Raw genomic sequence first — 17,575 nt, forward strand, 5'->3', positions numbered from 1 at the left:
AACTTCCCGATATATAAGTGAAGACGATTGAACATCACCTGAATTGATCGATAGATCAGATCACTTCGCCATTTTGATCGCGCAATACTTCACGGCGACCAATATGATTGGGCGGACTGATAAATTGATCTTCTTCCATGCGGTCGATGATCCGCGCGGCGGTATTATAGCCAATTCTCATTTGCCGCTGCAGCCAGCTGGTCGAAACTTTCTGGCTTTCAAAGATAATCTGACAGGCCTGGGCATATTGGCGATCTTCTTTGCTGTCGGAAAGATCTGCACCGTCAAGAGCATAGCTGCCATCTTCCGGTTCCTCGGTCACCGCTTGAATATATTCTGGTGAACCTTGTGCGCGCCAATGATCGGCAATTAATCTGACTTCGTCATCGGAAACGAAAGGCCCATGAACCCGGGTCAGTTGTTTGCCTCCGGGCATATAAAGCATATCGCCTTTTCCAAGCAATTGTTCGGCACCTTGTTCGCCCAATATGGTGCGAGAATCGATTTTGGAGGTAACATGGAAACTGATTCTTGTCGGCAGGTTCGCTTTGATCACACCGGTAATAACATCCACCGATGGGCGCTGTGTCGCCATGATCAGGTGGATGCCAGCGGCACGGGCTTTTTGGGCCAGTCTTTGGATTAAAAATTCGACTTCCTTGCCGGCGGTCATCATCAAATCAGCCAACTCGTCGACGATAATTACAATTTGCGGCAAGACTTCATAGTCGAGCTGTTCTTCTTCATAAATGGGTCGGGATGTTTCGGGATCATATCCCGTTTGCACTTTCCGCCCGAGCGGTTCGCCCTTTGCTTTGGCGCTTTTAACTTTCTCATTATAATTGGCAAGGTTGCGAACCGAGATAGACGACATCATGCGATAGCGTTCCTCCATCTGCTCCACTGCCCATTTCAGCGCGCGGACCGCTTTGGTCGGCTCGGTCACAACCGGCGACAAAAGATGCGGAATATCATCATAGGTGCTGAGTTCCAGCATCTTAGGATCAATCATGATCATCTTACATTGATCGGGCGTCAGCCGGTATAGTAGTGAGACGATCATACAGTTGAGGCCCACGGATTTACCGGATCCGGTGGTACCGGCAATCAGCAAGTGAGGCATTGGTGCCAGATCAGCAATTACCGGATCTCCGGAAATATTCTTACCCAATATTATCGGCAATTGGCCCGTTTGATCTTGAAAGCTATCGCTGCCAATCATTTCATGAAGCACCACGGATTCCCGCTGCGCATTGGGCAATTCTATGCCCATAACAGTCCTTCCAGGGATTGCGGCAACGCGCGCCGACAGCGCTGACATGTTTCGCGCAATATCTTCGGCCAGTTGAATAACCCGGCTGGCTTTAATTCCAGGAGCGGGTTCCAGTTCATACATGGTGACCACCGGGCCGGGTCTCACGGCATTGATCGTGCCTTTGACGTGAAAATCATCCAAAACCGATTCCAGCAACCGAGCATTGCGCTCCAGTCCGGCCTTGTCGATCACATTATTGGCTTCTTCGGGACGCGGTGTCAGCAAGTCAATTGAAGGCAGGGAATAAGGGCCGAAAAAATCCCCCTGTTTGCCGCTCGAAAGACTCGCTTTTTTGGGCGGCAAAGCGCGATCACTAATTTCTGGCGGTGGCCGATTGTCGGGCTTGACTTCCTTACGGGGTATCGGCGCCTTTTTGGCTTTAGTCGGCGCTGCGCTTTCCGGTTCGATGACCAGGCCGCTATCGTCTTCTTTGGATCGCAACCGGGGCAATTTGAGTTGTGGAAGGGAAAATAGCGGTTTGTCCAAGCGCAAACTAAAATAGCCGAGTACCAGGCCGCCGGTGATGGTCATGGCGGTTAAAAGCCCTGACGCCAGCCCGCTCCAACTTTCAGAAATTGCATTGAGCCCAGCGCTAATGGTTTTTGCCGTAACCAGGCCGGCCAAACCGCCCCAACCGGAGGGCAAATCGGCCTGGCTATCGTGAAACCATAATGAAAGGCCGGTGCCAATGAGAAAGGCGGCCAACAGGCACCATATCAGCTGTTTTTTCCAATCGGTCTGGGGAATGTCCCGCCACAAGCGATTAGCAAAAACCAACAGTAACGGGAGTAATATGATCACTGGCATGCCCAACAAAGACAGCAACAGATCGGCGCTATAAGAACCAGCAACTCCCATCCAATTATGTTCTACGCTGCCCGCGGCGGTGTTCAAAGACGGGTCGCTGGGTGAATAGCTCCACAAGGCCAGCAACAGGAAAAGGGTCAATATGGCCAAAGCGATCGCACCGATAAGTGCGCCGCTTCTCAGCAAGCTGAGCCGCATCACTTCACGCCAATTGGCTTCTTTCGCTTTTCCCGCCATAGTCTACTCCTAGGAACCAGTAGCAGCCATGCCACGGTCCATACCCACATCGTCTTATTCTCCTTTGCGCGAATCGGTGACTCCGCGTCAAGTTTTGCAGAAAAGTTTGTTGACCGGCCAACGGCGGAACAGGCTTTCTTTTCGGTCATCCGAGCCCTATCTTGGCAACAGTAAAATCTTGAAACCAAAGGCGCGCTCATGACGGATGGCAGAAATGAAAGTGATTTAATCATTTTGGGCGCAGGTCTGATTGGATTGAGCCAAGCCTTGTCGCTCGCAGCTCATGGCTTGTCGGTCGCCATTATCGATCGCGCCGATCCTGATGAAGCTGGTAAGGGGAGCAGCGATAGCCGCGTGTCATCGATTAACAGCGCGAGCTGGAATATGCTGACGGCCCTTGGATTATCAGAAAAATTGAAGCCTGATTGCTGCGCTATTGATAAAATAGTGATTAATGATGGCCTGAAACCGGGTACACTTGACTTCACTCCTGATGAAGCGGACGGCCAACTGGGCGTGATGATCGAGAATCGCATTTTGCGAAATGCTTTGCTCGAACGGGTAAAATCTGATCCTTCCATTGCGCTGCACATGCCGGCACAGGTGACGAATATTGATCGCGGCGATCATGAAGTAGCCGTCAGTTTACAGAGCGGCGCTGCCATCACTGCGCCTCTATTGGTCGCTGCTGATGGGCGGGGCAGTGCGGTGCGGGACAGCGCCGGGTTCACAATGGCGCAATGGCAATATGATCACAGCGCTATAAACTGCACCGTGACACATGAGCAGTCTCATCAAAATACCGCATATGAGATATTCTATGCATCGGGTCCTTTTGCCATTTTGCCGATGCGCGATGACGCCCGCGGGCGGCATCGATCCGCTATTGTGTGGACGGTTGCGCGTAAAGATGGCCCCGCAATCGCCAAGCTCAACAAACGGGCGTTACAAGCAGAACTGATGAAGAAAACGGGCGGGTTTCTGGGGGAGATGCAGCTGCAATCAGAAGCGATAACATATCCGCTTGGCTATCATCACAGCGCCAGTTTGAAAGCGCAGCGCCTGGCCTTGGTTGGCGATGCTGGTCACGGCATTCATCCGATTGCCGGTCAAGGATTGAACCTGGGCCTGCGCGATGTCGCCGCCTTGACTGAATCCGTGGTCGAAGGAGCGCGCACGGGTCTGGATCTGGGCGACACACAAATTTTGGCGCGCTATGACCGTTGGCGCGGACTGGACAATCTCATGATGGCCGCAGCGACCGATATTTTAACACGGCTATTTGGACTGCCGGGGGATACATCTTCAGCAATCCGCCGCTTTGGTATTGGTCTTGTGCAACGTATCCCGCCGCTTAAAGAGCAAATCATGACAGAAGCCCGAGGAGAAAGCGGGGAATTGCCAAAGCTGTTAATGGGTGATTTAATCTAAGCCTATCGTGGGCCTTGGCCGTCATCGACTTTGATAATCGTCCCGGTAACGGCTTCGGATGCCGGTGATACCAAATAGAGTAAAGTGCTGTCCATCTGATCGGTGGTGCACATGCGTTTGCGCGGGAAATGCTGCGAAATATCGCCCATCCGTGCGACCATGCCATCCATCATTTCGGTTGAAAAAGCGCCCGGTGCAATCGCATTGACATTGATGAAAAAGCGGGACCATTCCACTGCCAGCGCCTCCGTCATGCGCGCTAGCCCAGCTTTGGTAGTTGAATAAAGCGCGGCACCATTGCCATCATAATGATAAGCCAATGTCGAAGCGATATTGACAATACGACCGGGTTTTTTGGTCTCGATCAACGGACGCGCGACTTCATTGGATAGGATGTAAGCGCTGCGCAAATTTGTATCAAGCATATTGTCGATAAATTCAGATGACATGTTGATCGCGCGTTGCGCATCGGGAATTCCGGCATTGTTGACCAATATATCCGGTTGACCCAGGGCGTCTGCAACAGTTGGTACAATGGCTTTGAGTTGATCGGCATCGCGGACATCCAGATCAAATGCTTGCGCTTGGCCGCCATCGGCAGTGATGGCACTCACCAAAGTGTCGAGTTTTTCGCGGCGCCGCGCGGTACAGGCGACTTTAGCTCCACAAGCCGCGAGCACTTGAGCGAACCGATGACCAAAGCCGGATGACGCACCGGTAACGATGGCGGTCTTACCGGTCAGGTCGATGGAAAAATTGGGTTTGGTCATATGCGGGCATCCTTATCTTATTTGAAGATAGGGATGCCCGAATCTAGACGAAGATAGCAAGCCAATAGTGACTATATGCTACTCAGTTTTATAGATCTTGCTGACGTATAGGAACGATTTTCAATTCCACCCGGCGATTGGCGGCTCGTCCTTCTTCGGTGCTATTGCTCGCAATAGGCTGACTTTCACCAAAACCGCGCGTTTCGACACGCGCTTGTTGCACACCGCTATTGCTCAGATAATTGGCAACAGAAGATGCGCGGCGTTCGGATAGAGATTGATTATATTGGTCTGTTCCCGTGCTGTCGGTATGACCATAAATATCAATATAACTTTTCTCATATTGCGACAATGTATTGGCAACTTCGCTCAGAGTTTGTTGAAATTCTGGTTGAATGGCTGCGCTATTCACTGGAAAAGTGACATTGGAAGGCATGTTTAAAATCAGATTGTCGCCATCACGGGTGACATCAATACCGCTACCGGCGGTCTGTTGGCGCAGTTTCTTTTCCTGCTCATCCATGTAGTAGCCCACACCGGCGCCTGCTAAACCGCCGAGGCCAGCGCCGATAATCTTTTCGGTCCGATCATTGCGGCCACCGATAATATCACCCAATAGATATCCGCCCAGAGCGCCGCCAATGCCGCCAATTGCGGCCTTGGAAACCACGCGGTTTCCGGTTTCCGGATTGGTTGTACAACCGCTCGTCACGGCTAAGGCGCTTATGCAAATTGCTGCAGTTAAAGTCTTGGTACGCATGTTTTGATCCCTCATAGTGACTGTTCATGAATATATCGCATCTCGTTTCGATCCGATAATCATGGTTAATGCGTGCAAGATAAGCAGCAAATTATGAACCGTAACTGACGAGAAATTTGATATTTTGTAAAACATATGACTATAGGGATTCTTTCCAGCTTATTCCTTTCTATTGGATAATATGACAGCTTTTCCTTGGTTTGACGTCGCAATCATCGTGGTGCTGGTGCTAATTAATGGCCTGTTCGCTATGTCAGAGCTAGCGATTGTCTCTGCGCGCAAGGCCTATCTGCATTCAGCTGCTGATCAAGGAAGTCGCGGGGCGCGCATTGCCTTGCGGCTTGCCGGTGATCCGGGGAAATTTCTTTCCACAGTGCAAATTGGTATTACCCTTATCGGAATTATTGCTGGTGCTTTTTCTGGTGCCAGTCTTGGTGGTCCGGTGGCCGAACGATTGCAAGTATTCGGTATGTCAGAGGAATTGTCGGTTAGCGTCGGTTTTGCGCTTGTTATCGGCCTCACAACTTTCGCATCATTGGTTATCGGAGAGCTGGTGCCGAAACAATTTGCTTTGCGTTCAGCCGAAAAAATTGCGGTCATCATGGCTCCCCCGATGGACTTATTAGCGCGGATCGCGGCACCTTTAGTATGGCTGTTGGATGGGACCAGCGCTTTGATTTTCCGGATGCTCGGATTGAAGCGCGATCAAAAAAACCATGTCACTGCGGAAGAATTGCAAATGGTATTTGCCGAGGCCACGCGGTCGGGCGTGATAGAAGAGCATGAGCGTGCGGTTATTGCAGGCGTTGTTCGGATGGCCGATCGACCGATTCGCGAAGTTATGACCCCGCGGACGGAAGTGGACTGGTTGGACATTAATGCCACGACAGAAGAAATTCACGCGATGTTGATTAGTTCTCCGCATAGCCGCTTGCCGGTGGCTGAGGGTTCCGTCGATGAAATAAAAGGTGTCGTGCAAGCGCGCGATATCGCCGCTGTTCAGTTTAGCGGTAAGCCTTTGGATTTGCATGAATTGATCCGACCTTTGGAAAAAGTCCCGGACCAGCTGGATGCGCTGGATGCGCTCGATATCTTACGAGAAGCGGAAGTCCCGATGGTTTTGGTCCATGATGAATATGGACATTTTGAAGGGGTGGTTACACCCAATGATCTGTTGAGTTCCATTGCCGGCGAGTTCGTTTCAGATCAGGATGAGAAAACCCAACGCAGTTTGATAGAGCGGGCCGATGGCAGTTTTTTGGTTTCCGGCGCTATGTCAATGGATGCGTTAGCAGACCGACTTGGTATGAAATTACCGGATGATCGGGACTATGCGACGGTGGCAGGCCATGCCCTAAACCTATTGCGGCATTTGCCCGAAGAGGGGGAAAGTTTCGAGGATCAGAACTGGATATTCGAAATCATGGATATGGACGGCCGGAAAATTGATAAATTGATTGTCAAAGCCGCCCAATCAGAGCCGCTATAGCCGCTGATAAACATTGCCGATGTTACTGACAATATTGGTTATCAAAGCTTACCATATTTTTTTTCAAACCCTGCGATATCATCTTTCGCAAGATATTTGGCCTGATCAATCCAGGAATCACGGGTAATACGGCCGCTGAAGCTTTCTAGATATTGATCGACTTCTTCAATCTCGGCTTCTTTCCATTCTGCTATTTGATCAAAACGGGTGACACCCAGATTGTTGAGCAAGCTGTTGAGCTTGGGCCCGACACCTTTGATCAGTCGCAAATTATCAGGATCCCCTTGAGCGGGCGCAATTTTCGGTTTGCCCGGTGGTGGCGGCGCCGGTTTATCTTCGACAACCGGCCGTTTGCGGGGACGCGGCGCAGCAGCGGGTTTCGCCGTTGCCGTAGCTGCTGTGGCTGCCGCAGTAGCGGTCGCAACCGGAGCGGCGGGTTTAGGCGCTGGTGTCGGTTTTGCCACTGGAGCAGGCGCCGGTGCTGGTGCCACGGGTTCTGTGACAGGCGGCACCGCATCACCCGCTTTTTCCAGCAAACCATCATCCGCGTCAAAATATTCTTCTTCGCCTTCGCGTCCTGACATAGCCCATGCCCAGAAAGCGGTGGCTACACCAATGAGTAATGCGATCAAAAAGAGCAGCCAATTTGCTGAAATCAGCGATATCATTTTATCAAACCCCTATATTCAAATTAAGAATGGACAGTTGCGAAGCTTAATTGCTCGATCCGCCTGTCCATTTGGAATTACAATTATACTTCGTCGCGATCACGACCCCAGAAGAGCCAGCCAATTCCGACGCCAATTGCAAATGTCACAAGCAGGAGCAACAGATTTTCGACTAATAGCGGCATGGTTCATTCCCCCTGTTGCGAATTCGCATCATTTTGTTTTGTTTCATTTGCGGCTTGTACTTTAAATTCAATCCGCCGGTTTTGAGCGTCTGCATCTGGCCCATCGGCAGCGGACAAAGGTTGTTCCGCGCCGAAGCCGGTTGCGGAAACCAAATTTTCACTCAGACCGCGCTCGACAAGCCCGGCGCGGACGCGATCGGCCCGCTCTTGCGATAGGATTTTGTTGACTTGGGCATTGCCATTATCATCCGTATGTCCGCCCACGGCAACGGCGAGACCGGAACATGGTTTCAAGGCAGCTGCCACTTCGTCCAAAATTTTATTCGAGGCGGGCGATATATAGGCGCTTCCTGACCGGAAGCTCAATTTTTTGCCTTCAATCGCTTTGTCAACGCCGCCCTGACATTTGGCGACAGCCGCTTGTGTCTCGGAATCCAAGCCGTTCTGACCAGCATTGTCGCCACTTTCTCCGTCGCTGTTGCTGGCTTGTGGCACCAAATCGCTGCCAGCCCAGGCAGCGCCTGACAGACCGGAAATACCGGCAGCAGCATTTAGTGCCTTTTGTTTGACATCGTCTGCAACATCACCATCCAAGATCGCTTTGCGCGACAATGGGTCTCGGGAAAGCGAGACTGTGACATCATCAAAACCCTGTGCCTGCATTTCGGTTTGCACGGTTTTTTCCAATCCAGAGATATAGTTATCGCCCGTCACATAATGTCCAACCAGCGCCAAAAGCGCTGTGGCGACTGCACCTGTTAGTATCTTACCCCCAACTTCCATTGCGGAACCCCTTGCTACATTTTACTGTCTTTTTGATCCTCTAAAATGGAGGATAATTGGGGCCAAGTCCAGTTTAGCAATGTCCGATAAGGACCAATTATCCGATGAGCCGGTCTGATTTTGTCCCCATATGAGACACTTGCTTAGCAAAGATGGTTAACAGAAGTCACACCGGGCGTGAATTCTGCTCTTTATAGCGAATCAAATTTAACTCTGATTTTGCGCCAAATCATTCAATTTGCGGAATTCTTGGCGCCAAAAATTTCCGCCATTGCCAGATAATTTTTGAATTCTAGTGAAATCAAATTCTCCAAGATATTTGTCCCCCCGCAATTTTTGCCCAAATGCAGCAACGGCAATCGCGAAGGCCATATCGCCAGTTGGGTCTTTTGCATCGACCAGGCCCTGCGCTGAAATTTGGTGCTGGATAAGGCGGGATTTATCGCCATTGGGCAATTTGAACCGCAATTTAATGTGCGCTAATTCCCCTTCAAATCTGCTTGTGTTCACGGTTGTGCGATTGGCAGGATAACGACGCTCGGCGAGCCAGCCGCGCGATTGTGCAGGCATGATTTCATATAAAGCAGTCACTTGGTGTCCGGCACCAATATCGCCGGCGTCAATCTTGTCATTGTCAAAATCCTCTTCCGCCAATAACCGGTTTTCATAGCCAATCAGGCGATATTCTTTGACGTGAGTGGGGTTAAATTCAATCTGAATTTTGACATCTTTGGCGATGGTGAACAATGTTGAGTTGAGCTCGTCGCCGAGTACTTTTTGGGCTTCCATGGCGCTGTCGATATACGCATAATTGCCGTTGCCAACATTGGCTATTCCTTCCATCAGCTCGTCCCGGATATTACCGGTACCATAGCCCAGCATTGTTAAATTTACGCCGGATTCGCGTTCTTTCGCAACAATTTTCTTCAGCTGATCGGTATTGGACGTGCCGACATTAAAGTCGCCATCTGTCGCCATGATGATCCGATTAATACCGCCCTTTAGAAAATTCTTGCGGGCCGTCGAATAAGCCAGTTTCAAGGCGTTTCCGCCTGCGGTGGAACCTCTTGCATAGAGGCAATTTACCGCCTCTTTGATATGCGTCTTGTTGGATGTCGGCGCTAGCAGCAATCCGACCGTACCGGAATAGACAACAATCGAAACCCGGTCATCATCGCGCAGTTCATTGGCGAGCGCAGTCAATGTGGATTTCACCAGAGGCAGTTTATTGGCGCTGCCCATCGATCCTGAAACATCGACAAGAAAGACCAGATTGGCGCGGGGGCGCGAATTTGTATCGGCGTCATAACCTCTTAAACCAATCCGCAATAACCGACTGGCTTTGTTCCAAGGCGTCGCAGACATATCTGTGGTCAGGCTGAATGGGACGGATCGACTGGACGGTGCGGGATAATCATAACGAAAATAATTTATCAGCTCTTCAGTGCGCACGGCGGCTTCCGGCGGCATTTTCCCATCGTTCAAAAACCGACGCACATTGGAATAGCTGCCAGTATCCACATCCACAGCAAAGGTCGAGACAGGTTCATCGGCGACGCGCTTAATGTTGGCCACCTCTTCTCCCGCATATTGTTCGCGGTCTTCAGATTGCGGTGGTCGGGGATAGGGATAAGGATAGGGGTAGGGGTAAGGCCGAGGACCCGGACGGGGACGGACTGACGATTGTCTTTTTGGTGCTAGTGATGCGCCGATTGCATTGGTCGCAGGTCGCGCCACGGGAGGGGGCGGTGGTGGCACAATTGAGGCCGCAGGACCTCCCGCCCGTTGCCGCAAAATACCAGTTTTACCGATTGTTCGGTCGCGATATTCAAACAGGCTGCAATTGACCGGATGTGAGGGTGGATGCCGAACGAGATCAGGCCGTTTTCCTTGTCGGGTTTGGGCGTCTAAAGGCGTGGATATGGGTGTGCCGATCAATCCAATAGCGGCGATACCGCTCAAAATTTTCGAGAATCCAGAAACCGACCGCATGTTATTCTCCCATCCATTGCTCCGAGACAGAAGGTGGCTTACATAAGCTGACTGGATTATGAACATATGATATAGTGCTTCATTCATGTTCCAAAAGCGTCAAAAAATTGGGGGTAAAGCTTGAATTCAAGGGGGAGGGGATAATGAGTTTTGCAAGTCCATCCCTCATGCAAGCGGCGCTTGATTGGCCCAAGTTCATCATGATTTTTACGACATCGTCATCGCGCGCATCGAACAATCGATAGGCTTCTGTACTGTCTGACAGATCCATGACATGCTAAAACAGGGTGTTTCTTTTGATTAAGCTATTTTCAGCTATTCGGCGCAGCATTCCATCCCGCTCCTGGACGGGCATATTGACCGATTTTGAACTTGCCGAGTTGGGACGCATGCACTTCGTCGGGTCCATCGGCTATGCGAATGAAGCGCTGGGTCGCCATGATACCAGCAAGCGGCACGTCATCGCTCACACCCATGCCGCCGAAAATCTGGATGGCGCGATCAGCGACCGTTTGCGCCATTTGCGGCGCGACTACCTTGATGGCGCCGATTAGATCCTTGGCACCTTTCGCACCTACACGATCCATCGCATCAGCGGCCTTCAGCGTCAGCAACCGCGCCTGTTCAATATCGCAATAGCTGCGCGCAATCTCCATACGAATGCTGGAACGATCGGACAGCATGCGGCCGAATGTCTGGCGTTCGGTTACCCGCTGGCACATGAGTTCGAGTGCAAGTTGAGCCGAACCAATAGAGCGCATGCAATGATGAATCCGGCCGGGGCCAAGACGCCCTTGTGCAATCTCGAACCCACGCCCTTCGCCCAGGATAATATTGGATTTTGGAATGCGCACATCTTTCAGATGGACTTCGCAATGTCCGCCTGGGGAATGGACATCGCCAAACACTGTCTGCGCGCGGACAACTTCCACACCGGGTGTATCACGCGGAATGATTACGGTCGATTGCTGGGAATGGCGCGGATTGTCAGGATTGGTCTTGCCCATCAACAGTAGCAATTTGGCGCGCGGGTCTTTTATGCCGGAGATCCACCATTTCTTACCGTTGATGACATAGTCATCGCCATCGCTGCGGATTTCGGTTTGCACATTTGTTGCATCTGAACAGGCATGATCCGGTTCAGTCATCATATAGACAGATCGGATTTCGCCATTGAGCAACGGATTGAGCCACTCATCTTTTTGCGCATCAGTGCCAAATTTGGCGAGCACTTCCATATTGCCGGTATCAGGGGCGGAGCAATTGAACACCTCTGATGACCACCCCATGCGGCCCATCATTTCGGCAAGCGGAGCATATTCCAAATTGGTCAGACCAGGACTATATTTGCCATATTCTTCGGGAAGGAAAAGGTTCCACAATCCTGCGTTTTTCGCGTTTGTCTTGAGGTCTTCCAAACCGGGCCAAGGCTTCCACAAATTGTCGGGGTTATGATGCCATTCATGGGCTTCGTCGTTATTGGGAATGATATAAGCATCCAGAAAGGCTTGCAGCTTTTCAATCAGAGTCTGTGCTTTTTTGCTATATTCGAAGTTCATGAATTATCTCCTGAAAATTTGAGCTTTGCTCAGAGCGTAAGGCCGCCGTCGGCTATGATCGTGTGGCCTTGAACATAGGCCGCTAGGGGGGAAGCCAGGAACATGGCCACGCCGGCCATATCTTCTGGCGATCCGTAGCGGCGGACGGGAATGGCTCTCAGCGTCGCCTTGCTGCGCTCCTCATTTTCGGTAGTTACAGCGGTCAGTTTGGTCGGAACCAGTCCCGGCGCGAGGCCATTGACCCGAATGCCGTCTCGCGCCCAAGATTGTGCAAGTGTTTTGGTTAAACTCACAGCACCGGCTTTGGATGCGGCATAAGCTGGGTTTCCAATATTTGCCTGAAACCCTGAAACCGAACTGACGATGATGATCGAACCTTTGCTGTCGCTCAGCATTGGCTTGAATTTTGTGGCTGTATGCATCACCGAATTGATGTTGATATCCATTACATCATCCCAGCCTGGCTTTGCATATTCAGCCTGTTTGTAGCGAACAAAGCCCTGCGACTGGACAAGCACGTCCAGACTATCAAACGGAGACTTATAGGCGGTAAGTTCATCATAATCGGCAACATTGACCTGAGCATAATGCAGACCATCAAGATCAGACCCGGCAATGCCGCTATAATCTTCTGCCGTAGGGCGCGTGCCCCAAATATGCACTTCTGCACCGCGCTGACGAAAACCATGCGCAATACCATTGCCGATCCCACTCGATCCGCCAACGACAAGAACATTTTTACCCGTAAAGTCCAGATCACTCATAATATTGCCTTTTCCTAATTTTCGGCGACGAGCCGATGTGCTTGTTTAAACAAAGCGATGGTCATCGCGTGCAGGAAATCGCCGGTTTCCTTGGGCGCTTTGCCCGCACTGGCACGCGCGTGGGTGCCTTCCAATATCGCCCCAAGCTTGAAACACCCAAGAACACCATACCAAGCAATCGTATCCATATTGCGCGACGAGCGTTCGCCATAATGGGCAATCAACTCATCCAGTGTTGGAAATCCTTCCCAGGGCTGGATGACAAATACTGTTTGTTGATCCTTATCGGGCCAGGTTGCGATCACCCATCCTAGATCGATCAACGGATCACCGATCGTTGCCAATTCCCAGTCAACAAGAGCCGCAAGTTCGGCGCTGTCCTTGTGGAACATGGTATTGGACATGTGACAATCGCCATGCATGATGCCGGGACTAAAATCATCCGGCATATGTCGTTCGAGCCAATCCACAATCCGTTTCACATCAGGAAGTTCATTGAAACCCGTCCAGCTATCAACGGCTGCATAGCCTTCTAGCTGACTCATCCAGCGTGATGGCTGACGTTGTAAAAACCCATCGGGCTTACCAAAGCCTTCAAGACCCACTTTCTGATAATCTAGCGCGCCCAATGCCGCGATCCCTTCAATATAGGAAAACCCCATGCGGCGACGAATGGCGGGATCACTGGCATGAAAATCAGGCAAACCATTGCTCGGATTAAATCCTTCAATGGGTTCCATCAAATAAAAGCATGCGCCCAATATGCCGTCGTCATCACAGCCAGCGATAAAACCGGGATGCGGAACATTAGTGCCCGATATTGCTTCAAGGACACGCGCTTCGCGTTGCATTGTTTTGTTACTGTTCTTGCGTAAATGCTCAGGAGGCCTACGCAGAACAAAGTCACGCCCACCGCGTGTGAAACGCAATAGTATATTCTGCGTGCCACCGGCGAGCAGTTCAACATTGCCCAACGGACCGAATTCCAGTCCTTGGTCGTCCATCCAGCTGCGCAATGCCTCAAGATCGACCGGGGCGTTATTTTCTGCAGTTTCTTGATTCGGCATAATTCAATTGTATTAATCAAATGAATTATTGCAAGCATAATATTTGCTGCCTATATTGCTGGTGATGGAACGACTAATCTCAAAAGCCGATAGCCCCTCGGTGGCGCGACTAAAAAGGGAGGCCCAGCGTCTCTTCGCGCGCAGTGGAATCGATGGGGTTACAGTTCGCGATATTGCCAAGGCCGCGGGACAGAAAAATCCTGCTGCGGTCGGTTATCACTTTGGCTCGAAGGAAGGATTGATCCGCGAACTGGTTGTTGATGGCGCAAAAATCATTGATGATCGCCGCAATGCCGAACTCGATGCGCTGGAGGCCAATGGCGGTCCAGACAACATAGCCCAGATTGTGGATATTCTCCTTTATCCGTCGATCAACCTCGCCGCACCGGGAGAAACGGACAGTTTTAATCGGTTTTTGAGAATGCTCACCATGTCGCAACGGGAACTATTTGTTGATGCGCTCGAAGGCCGCTGGAATTCCGGCTATCAGCGCTGTCTCGAGCAATTGCGCCAGCTTATGCCCAAAATGAGTCGAGCGAAGCAGAACCAGCGATTTATCTTTATGGAAGAATATCTCAGCGGCATTCTCACGGCGCGGGAAACGCGGCTTGAAAATGTCTCGCGCAATCATCCCACCTGGAAGGATTCTTCCATCCTTAAACATTTCGGATTCACAATGGTCCATATGCTCGAAATGCCGGTCGAAAAATGAACAAGTTAAGTGCACAGGATATCGAACGACGGTTGGCTGAGGCCATCGCTAACCGGACTTCCGTGCCGCCAAAAAAATTGATCTCCGATTTGCTCGCCACTTTCAACTTATCCGCAACTGGCGGTGAAGACGAGTTTATCTTCCCCGCCCGGAAAACAACGGTCCGAGAACGGATATTTGGCGGCCAAGTGATTGCGCAAGCGATGATTGCCGCGAACCTTACTGTAGAGGATGTGAAGCATATACATTCGCTTCACAGCTATTTTCTCCGCGCAGGTAGTGAACCGAAAGACCTGCATTTCAAGGTGCATCGTGATTTTGACGGAAGAACCATATCCAACCGCCGCGTCGTCGTGCGGCAGGATGGAAAAGTCATTTTTAATCTCACAGCATCTTTTCAAAAGCCTCTGGAAGGTCTGCATCATCAAGTCGCTATGCCTGAGGTTTTGCCACCCGAAGATTGTCGGGGCGGCGAAAAGTATCTCGAATATGTTGCGCGCAATCCTTCGATTCCTGATGGTAAGATCAAGCGGATGACCATGCCGCGCCCGTTTGAAATATGTCATTCCCGGCCGCAGCGCGATGAGCAGTCCACACGTCAATATCAATGGTTCAAAGCCATAGCGCCGCTTCCTGATGACCCGCTTATTCACCGCGCGACTTTGGCCTTTGCATCCGATATGGGACTGTTGTCGACATCCATGTTGCCGCATGGATTGAACTGGACCACGCCGGGCTTATTCTCGACCAGCCTGGATCATGCGATGTGGTTCCATGATCATTTTCGGCTTGATCAATGGGTGTGCTATATAATGGATAGCGACTGGACGGGCGGTGGGCGTGGACATAATCGCGGAAGTTTTTTCACCAGTGACGGAAAGCTGATCGCCTCTGCAGTGCAAGAAGGCATGCTGCGGATCAGTTAGAAAAAATAACAATCGGCTTGATGACTGCCGTTCACACACGGCTCTGCAAGAGACCAGAAAATCATTGAATTTCAAGAGACAGCGTGGTGACCCCTACGGGAATCGAACCCGTGTTTCAGCCGTGAAAGGGCCGCGTCCTAACCGCTAGACGAAGGGGCCATCGTGATGCGCAAAAGCATCTCTGATCAGCAGAATTGGGCGATTAGGGATATCCGGTGCGTTGGTCAACCCTTTATTGGCGGATTCAGATGAGAAGCGGGCAAATTTTTTACAAGCTTGGAATCGTCGCCGATTAATCCGCCCAGGCTGCATCCTCCACGTGAATCTCGGCGGCCGGGCGGCTGCCCCAATCATCTATCTTGGCTCGGCCCGCTATCCATAATTTCCGATTCTTGGGAGCGCTGAGCAAGGCTTGGCCTAAATCGGTCTCCGCAGCGCGAAAGGCGATGGTTTTTATCGAACCGCCATCGTCTCCAGCGACAATCATGCGAACATGATCCTTGCCGACAATATCGCATTTTATAATGCGTACCGGACCAGCGGCAATGCGCGGCGCGGGCCAGCCCATGCCATAGGGGCCTGCTCCATCAATAGCCTCTACAAAATGCGGGTTCACCCCTTTTGGCGACAGCACCGCGTCCAGCAGCAACGCTTTGCCAGCTTGTGCCTTAGTGACCGTCGCGGCGAGCCATTCGTTTAGAAACTCGGCCAATGCAGGTATTTTGGAGGCTTGAATGGTAATGCCCGCGGCCATGGCATGACCGCCGCCCGCGATCAGCAATCCTGCTTCTTTGGCCGCAATAATCGCTGCCCCCAAGTCAACGCCGGAAATAGAGCGGCCCGACCCTTTGCCGACACCGTCTTCATCTTCGGCGATGATAATGGCCGGCCGTCCCAGCTTTTCCTTAATGCGGCCGGCGACAATACCGATAACACCGGGATGCCAACCCTGCGCTGACAATATCGCGACAGCTTGATTTTCCTGCGATGCGCACATCTCTTCAGCCTGCTCCAAAACATGCGCTTCAATCGCTCGGCGTTCTTGATTGAAGCGATCCAGTTCTGCAGAAATTTGCTGGGCTTCTTCGGGATCTTCGGTTGTCAGCAAGCGCACCCCCAAATCCGATTTCCCGACGCGTCCGCCTGCATTAATGCGTGGGCCCAATGCAAATCCAAGATCAGAGCAAATCGGGGCCCGTTTCAATCGGCTGGCGTCGATCAGGGCTGCCAGCCCAATATTTTTCCGGCCAGCCAATATTTTCAAACCCTGGGCAACAAAGGCCCGATTCAGACCACGTAATTGCGCAACATCGGCGACCGTGCCGAGGGCTACAATGTCCAGCAGTTCCAATAATTTGGGTTCGGTGCGGTTTTGGAAAAATCCCTTCTCGCGCAGGTTGCGCACCAAAGCGGCTCCCAATAAAAAGGCCATGCCGACAGCAGCCAAATGACCATGTTCGGCGCCCGCATTGCTTTCATCGAGCCGGTTCGGGTTGACCAAGGCGCTGGCCTTGGGGAGCTCCGCGGCACATTTATGATGATCCACGACAATGACTTCCACGCCCGCTTGATTAGCCATATCCAGCGCATCAAATGCCATGGCGCCGCAATCGACGGTGACGACAAGATCAGATCCTTGTTGCCCGAGTTTAACCAAGGCTTCGCCCGACGGCCCATAGCCTTCCATCAACCGGTCAGGAATATAATAGCCGGCTTCCAGACCAAGATCGCGAAGTAAACGGATTAGTAGGGCTGCACTGGTAGCGCCATCGACGTCATAATCTCCGAATATCGTCACTTTATCGCCGGCAATCACAGCTTGTGCCAAACGCTCAGCCGCCTTGTCCATATCCTGGAAAACCGAAGGATCAGGCATGAAACCGCGAATGGTCGGTTCCTTGTTAATATCCAATGTTTCTCGTGTGGCACCGCGCGCCAACAACAGCTGAGTAACCAAGTCATCGGGTTGAAAGCTGGGATCGCGGGCATCGGCACTGGTGCTGCGCCATTGCCAAGACTGACCGGAAAGCGATTGAGTGACATTGAGGACGGTATTCATGAAGACTGCTATGCGCGAACCATGATCCGCTGACAATTGCTTTGATGCCTG

15 protein-coding genes and 1 tRNA gene are annotated in these 17,575 nt (G+C 51.5%); 4 read left to right on the plus strand and 12 right to left on the minus strand.

Annotated elements, in window-relative coordinates; genetic code table 11:
- Positions 1–55: 55 nt before the first annotated feature.
- Entirely contained in the window at positions 56–2,359 is a 2,304-nt protein-coding gene (locus ABJU74_RS04450) for a DNA translocase FtsK 4TM domain-containing protein (protein ID WP_348385062.1), read from the minus strand.
- Between the two features lie 198 nt (positions 2,360–2,557).
- Between ABJU74_RS04450 and ABJU74_RS04455 the strand changes: the two genes are divergently transcribed.
- Positions 2,558–3,790, plus strand: coding sequence for an FAD-dependent oxidoreductase (locus ABJU74_RS04455; protein ID WP_348385063.1), 1,233 nt, complete (start codon positions 2,558–2,560; stop codon positions 3,788–3,790).
- A gap of 2 nt (positions 3,791–3,792) precedes the next feature.
- Here the strand turns inward: ABJU74_RS04455 and ABJU74_RS04460 are convergent, their stop codons facing one another.
- Complete coding sequence (locus tag ABJU74_RS04460) at positions 3,793–4,560, minus strand: SDR family NAD(P)-dependent oxidoreductase (protein WP_348385065.1); 768 nt, start codon at positions 4,558–4,560, stop codon at positions 3,793–3,795.
- Positions 4,561–4,648: 88 nt separating this feature from the next.
- Positions 4,649–5,320: an OmpA family protein gene (locus ABJU74_RS04465; protein WP_348385066.1), complete on the minus strand. Its 672-nt coding sequence runs from the start codon at positions 5,318–5,320 to the stop codon at positions 4,649–4,651.
- A gap of 181 nt (positions 5,321–5,501) precedes the next feature.
- On the opposite strand from ABJU74_RS04465, the gene ABJU74_RS04470 reads away from it, so the two are divergent.
- Positions 5,502–6,809 carry a hemolysin family protein gene (locus tag ABJU74_RS04470; protein ID WP_348385067.1) on the plus strand — a complete coding sequence of 436 codons (1,308 nt, stop codon included), beginning with the start codon at positions 5,502–5,504 and terminating at the stop codon, positions 6,807–6,809.
- Positions 6,810–6,850: 41 nt separating this feature from the next.
- Here ABJU74_RS04470 and ABJU74_RS04475 read toward each other — a convergent pair whose 3' ends face one another.
- From ABJU74_RS04475 to ABJU74_RS04505, 7 genes are all read right to left on the minus strand, one after another.
- On the minus strand, positions 6,851–7,477 hold the full coding sequence (locus ABJU74_RS04475; RefSeq protein ID WP_348385068.1) for a hypothetical protein: 627 nt from the start codon (positions 7,475–7,477) through the stop codon (positions 6,851–6,853).
- Between the two features lie 188 nt (positions 7,478–7,665).
- A complete protein-coding gene (locus tag ABJU74_RS04480) occupies positions 7,666–8,445 on the minus strand; it encodes an OmpA family protein (RefSeq protein ID WP_348385070.1) in 780 nt (259 codons plus the stop codon).
- Between the two features lie 207 nt (positions 8,446–8,652).
- Positions 8,653–10,437, minus strand: coding sequence for a VWA domain-containing protein (locus tag ABJU74_RS04485; protein ID WP_348385071.1), 1,785 nt, complete (start codon positions 10,435–10,437; stop codon positions 8,653–8,655).
- Positions 10,438–10,516: 79 nt separating this feature from the next.
- The gene (locus ABJU74_RS04490) at positions 10,517–10,708 is read right to left on the minus strand and encodes a hypothetical protein (RefSeq protein WP_348385072.1); all 192 of its coding nucleotides are present in this window, start codon (positions 10,706–10,708) and stop codon (positions 10,517–10,519) included.
- A gap of 40 nt (positions 10,709–10,748) precedes the next feature.
- The gene (locus tag ABJU74_RS04495) at positions 10,749–11,996 is read right to left on the minus strand and encodes an acyl-CoA dehydrogenase family protein (protein WP_348385074.1); all 1,248 of its coding nucleotides are present in this window, start codon (positions 11,994–11,996) and stop codon (positions 10,749–10,751) included.
- Positions 11,997–12,025: 29 nt separating this feature from the next.
- Entirely contained in the window at positions 12,026–12,763 is a 738-nt protein-coding gene (locus ABJU74_RS04500) for an SDR family oxidoreductase (RefSeq protein ID WP_348385155.1), read from the minus strand.
- An 11-nt stretch (positions 12,764–12,774) separates the two neighbouring features.
- Positions 12,775–13,827: a phosphotransferase family protein gene (locus ABJU74_RS04505; protein WP_348385076.1), complete on the minus strand. Its 1,053-nt coding sequence runs from the start codon at positions 13,825–13,827 to the stop codon at positions 12,775–12,777.
- Between the two features lie 43 nt (positions 13,828–13,870).
- On the opposite strand from ABJU74_RS04505, the gene ABJU74_RS04510 reads away from it, so the two are divergent.
- Together ABJU74_RS04510 and ABJU74_RS04515 are read left to right on the plus strand one after the other, a co-directional pair.
- On the plus strand, positions 13,871–14,539 hold the full coding sequence (locus ABJU74_RS04510) for a helix-turn-helix domain-containing protein (RefSeq protein WP_348385077.1): 669 nt from the start codon (positions 13,871–13,873) through the stop codon (positions 14,537–14,539).
- The gene (locus ABJU74_RS04515; protein WP_348385078.1) at positions 14,536–15,465 is read left to right on the plus strand and encodes an acyl-CoA thioesterase II; all 930 of its coding nucleotides are present in this window, start codon (positions 14,536–14,538) and stop codon (positions 15,463–15,465) included. Before ABJU74_RS04510 ends, ABJU74_RS04515 begins: the two co-directional genes overlap by 4 nt.
- An 84-nt stretch (positions 15,466–15,549) precedes the next feature.
- Here ABJU74_RS04515 and ABJU74_RS04520 read toward each other — a convergent pair.
- Both ABJU74_RS04520 and recJ read right to left on the minus strand, forming a co-directional pair.
- Positions 15,550–15,624, minus strand: a tRNA-Glu gene (locus ABJU74_RS04520).
- 133 nt (positions 15,625–15,757) lie between these two features.
- Positions 15,758–17,524, minus strand: coding sequence for a single-stranded-DNA-specific exonuclease RecJ (gene recJ, locus ABJU74_RS04525; protein WP_348385079.1), 1,767 nt, complete (start codon positions 17,522–17,524; stop codon positions 15,758–15,760).
- Between the last annotated feature and the right edge of the window lie 51 nt (positions 17,525–17,575).

Source organism: Parasphingorhabdus sp. (genome assembly GCF_039982415.1).
Taxonomy (GTDB): Bacteria; Pseudomonadota; Alphaproteobacteria; order Sphingomonadales; family Sphingomonadaceae; genus Parasphingorhabdus.

Bases quoted from the DNA above. Each gene is read 5' to 3' on its own strand.
- ABJU74_RS04485 (WP_348385071.1), bottom strand. From the start codon at position 10,437: ATGCGGTCGGTTTCTGGATTCTCGAAAATTTTGAGCGGTATCGCCGCT.
- recJ (WP_348385079.1), bottom strand. From the start codon at position 17,524: ATGAATACCGTCCTCAATGTCACTCAATCGCTTTCCGGTCAGTCTTGG.
- ABJU74_RS04470 (WP_348385067.1), top strand. From the start codon at position 5,502: ATGACAGCTTTTCCTTGGTTTGACGTCGCAATCATCGTGGTGCTGGTG.
- ABJU74_RS04495 (WP_348385074.1), bottom strand. From the start codon at position 11,996: ATGAACTTCGAATATAGCAAAAAAGCACAGACTCTGATTGAAAAGCTG.
- ABJU74_RS04475 (WP_348385068.1), bottom strand. From the start codon at position 7,477: ATGATATCGCTGATTTCAGCAAATTGGCTGCTCTTTTTGATCGCATTA.
- ABJU74_RS04450 (WP_348385062.1), bottom strand. From the start codon at position 2,359: ATGGCGGGAAAAGCGAAAGAAGCCAATTGGCGTGAAGTGATGCGGCTC.
- ABJU74_RS04490 (WP_348385072.1), bottom strand. From the start codon at position 10,708: ATGGATCTGTCAGACAGTACAGAAGCCTATCGATTGTTCGATGCGCGC.
- ABJU74_RS04505 (WP_348385076.1), bottom strand. From the start codon at position 13,827: ATGCCGAATCAAGAAACTGCAGAAAATAACGCCCCGGTCGATCTTGAG.
- ABJU74_RS04460 (WP_348385065.1), bottom strand. From the start codon at position 4,560: ATGACCAAACCCAATTTTTCCATCGACCTGACCGGTAAGACCGCCATC.
- ABJU74_RS04480 (WP_348385070.1), bottom strand. From the start codon at position 8,445: ATGGAAGTTGGGGGTAAGATACTAACAGGTGCAGTCGCCACAGCGCTT.
- ABJU74_RS04465 (WP_348385066.1), bottom strand. From the start codon at position 5,320: ATGCGTACCAAGACTTTAACTGCAGCAATTTGCATAAGCGCCTTAGCC.
- ABJU74_RS04515 (WP_348385078.1), top strand. From the start codon at position 14,536: ATGAACAAGTTAAGTGCACAGGATATCGAACGACGGTTGGCTGAGGCC.
- ABJU74_RS04455 (WP_348385063.1), top strand. From the start codon at position 2,558: ATGACGGATGGCAGAAATGAAAGTGATTTAATCATTTTGGGCGCAGGT.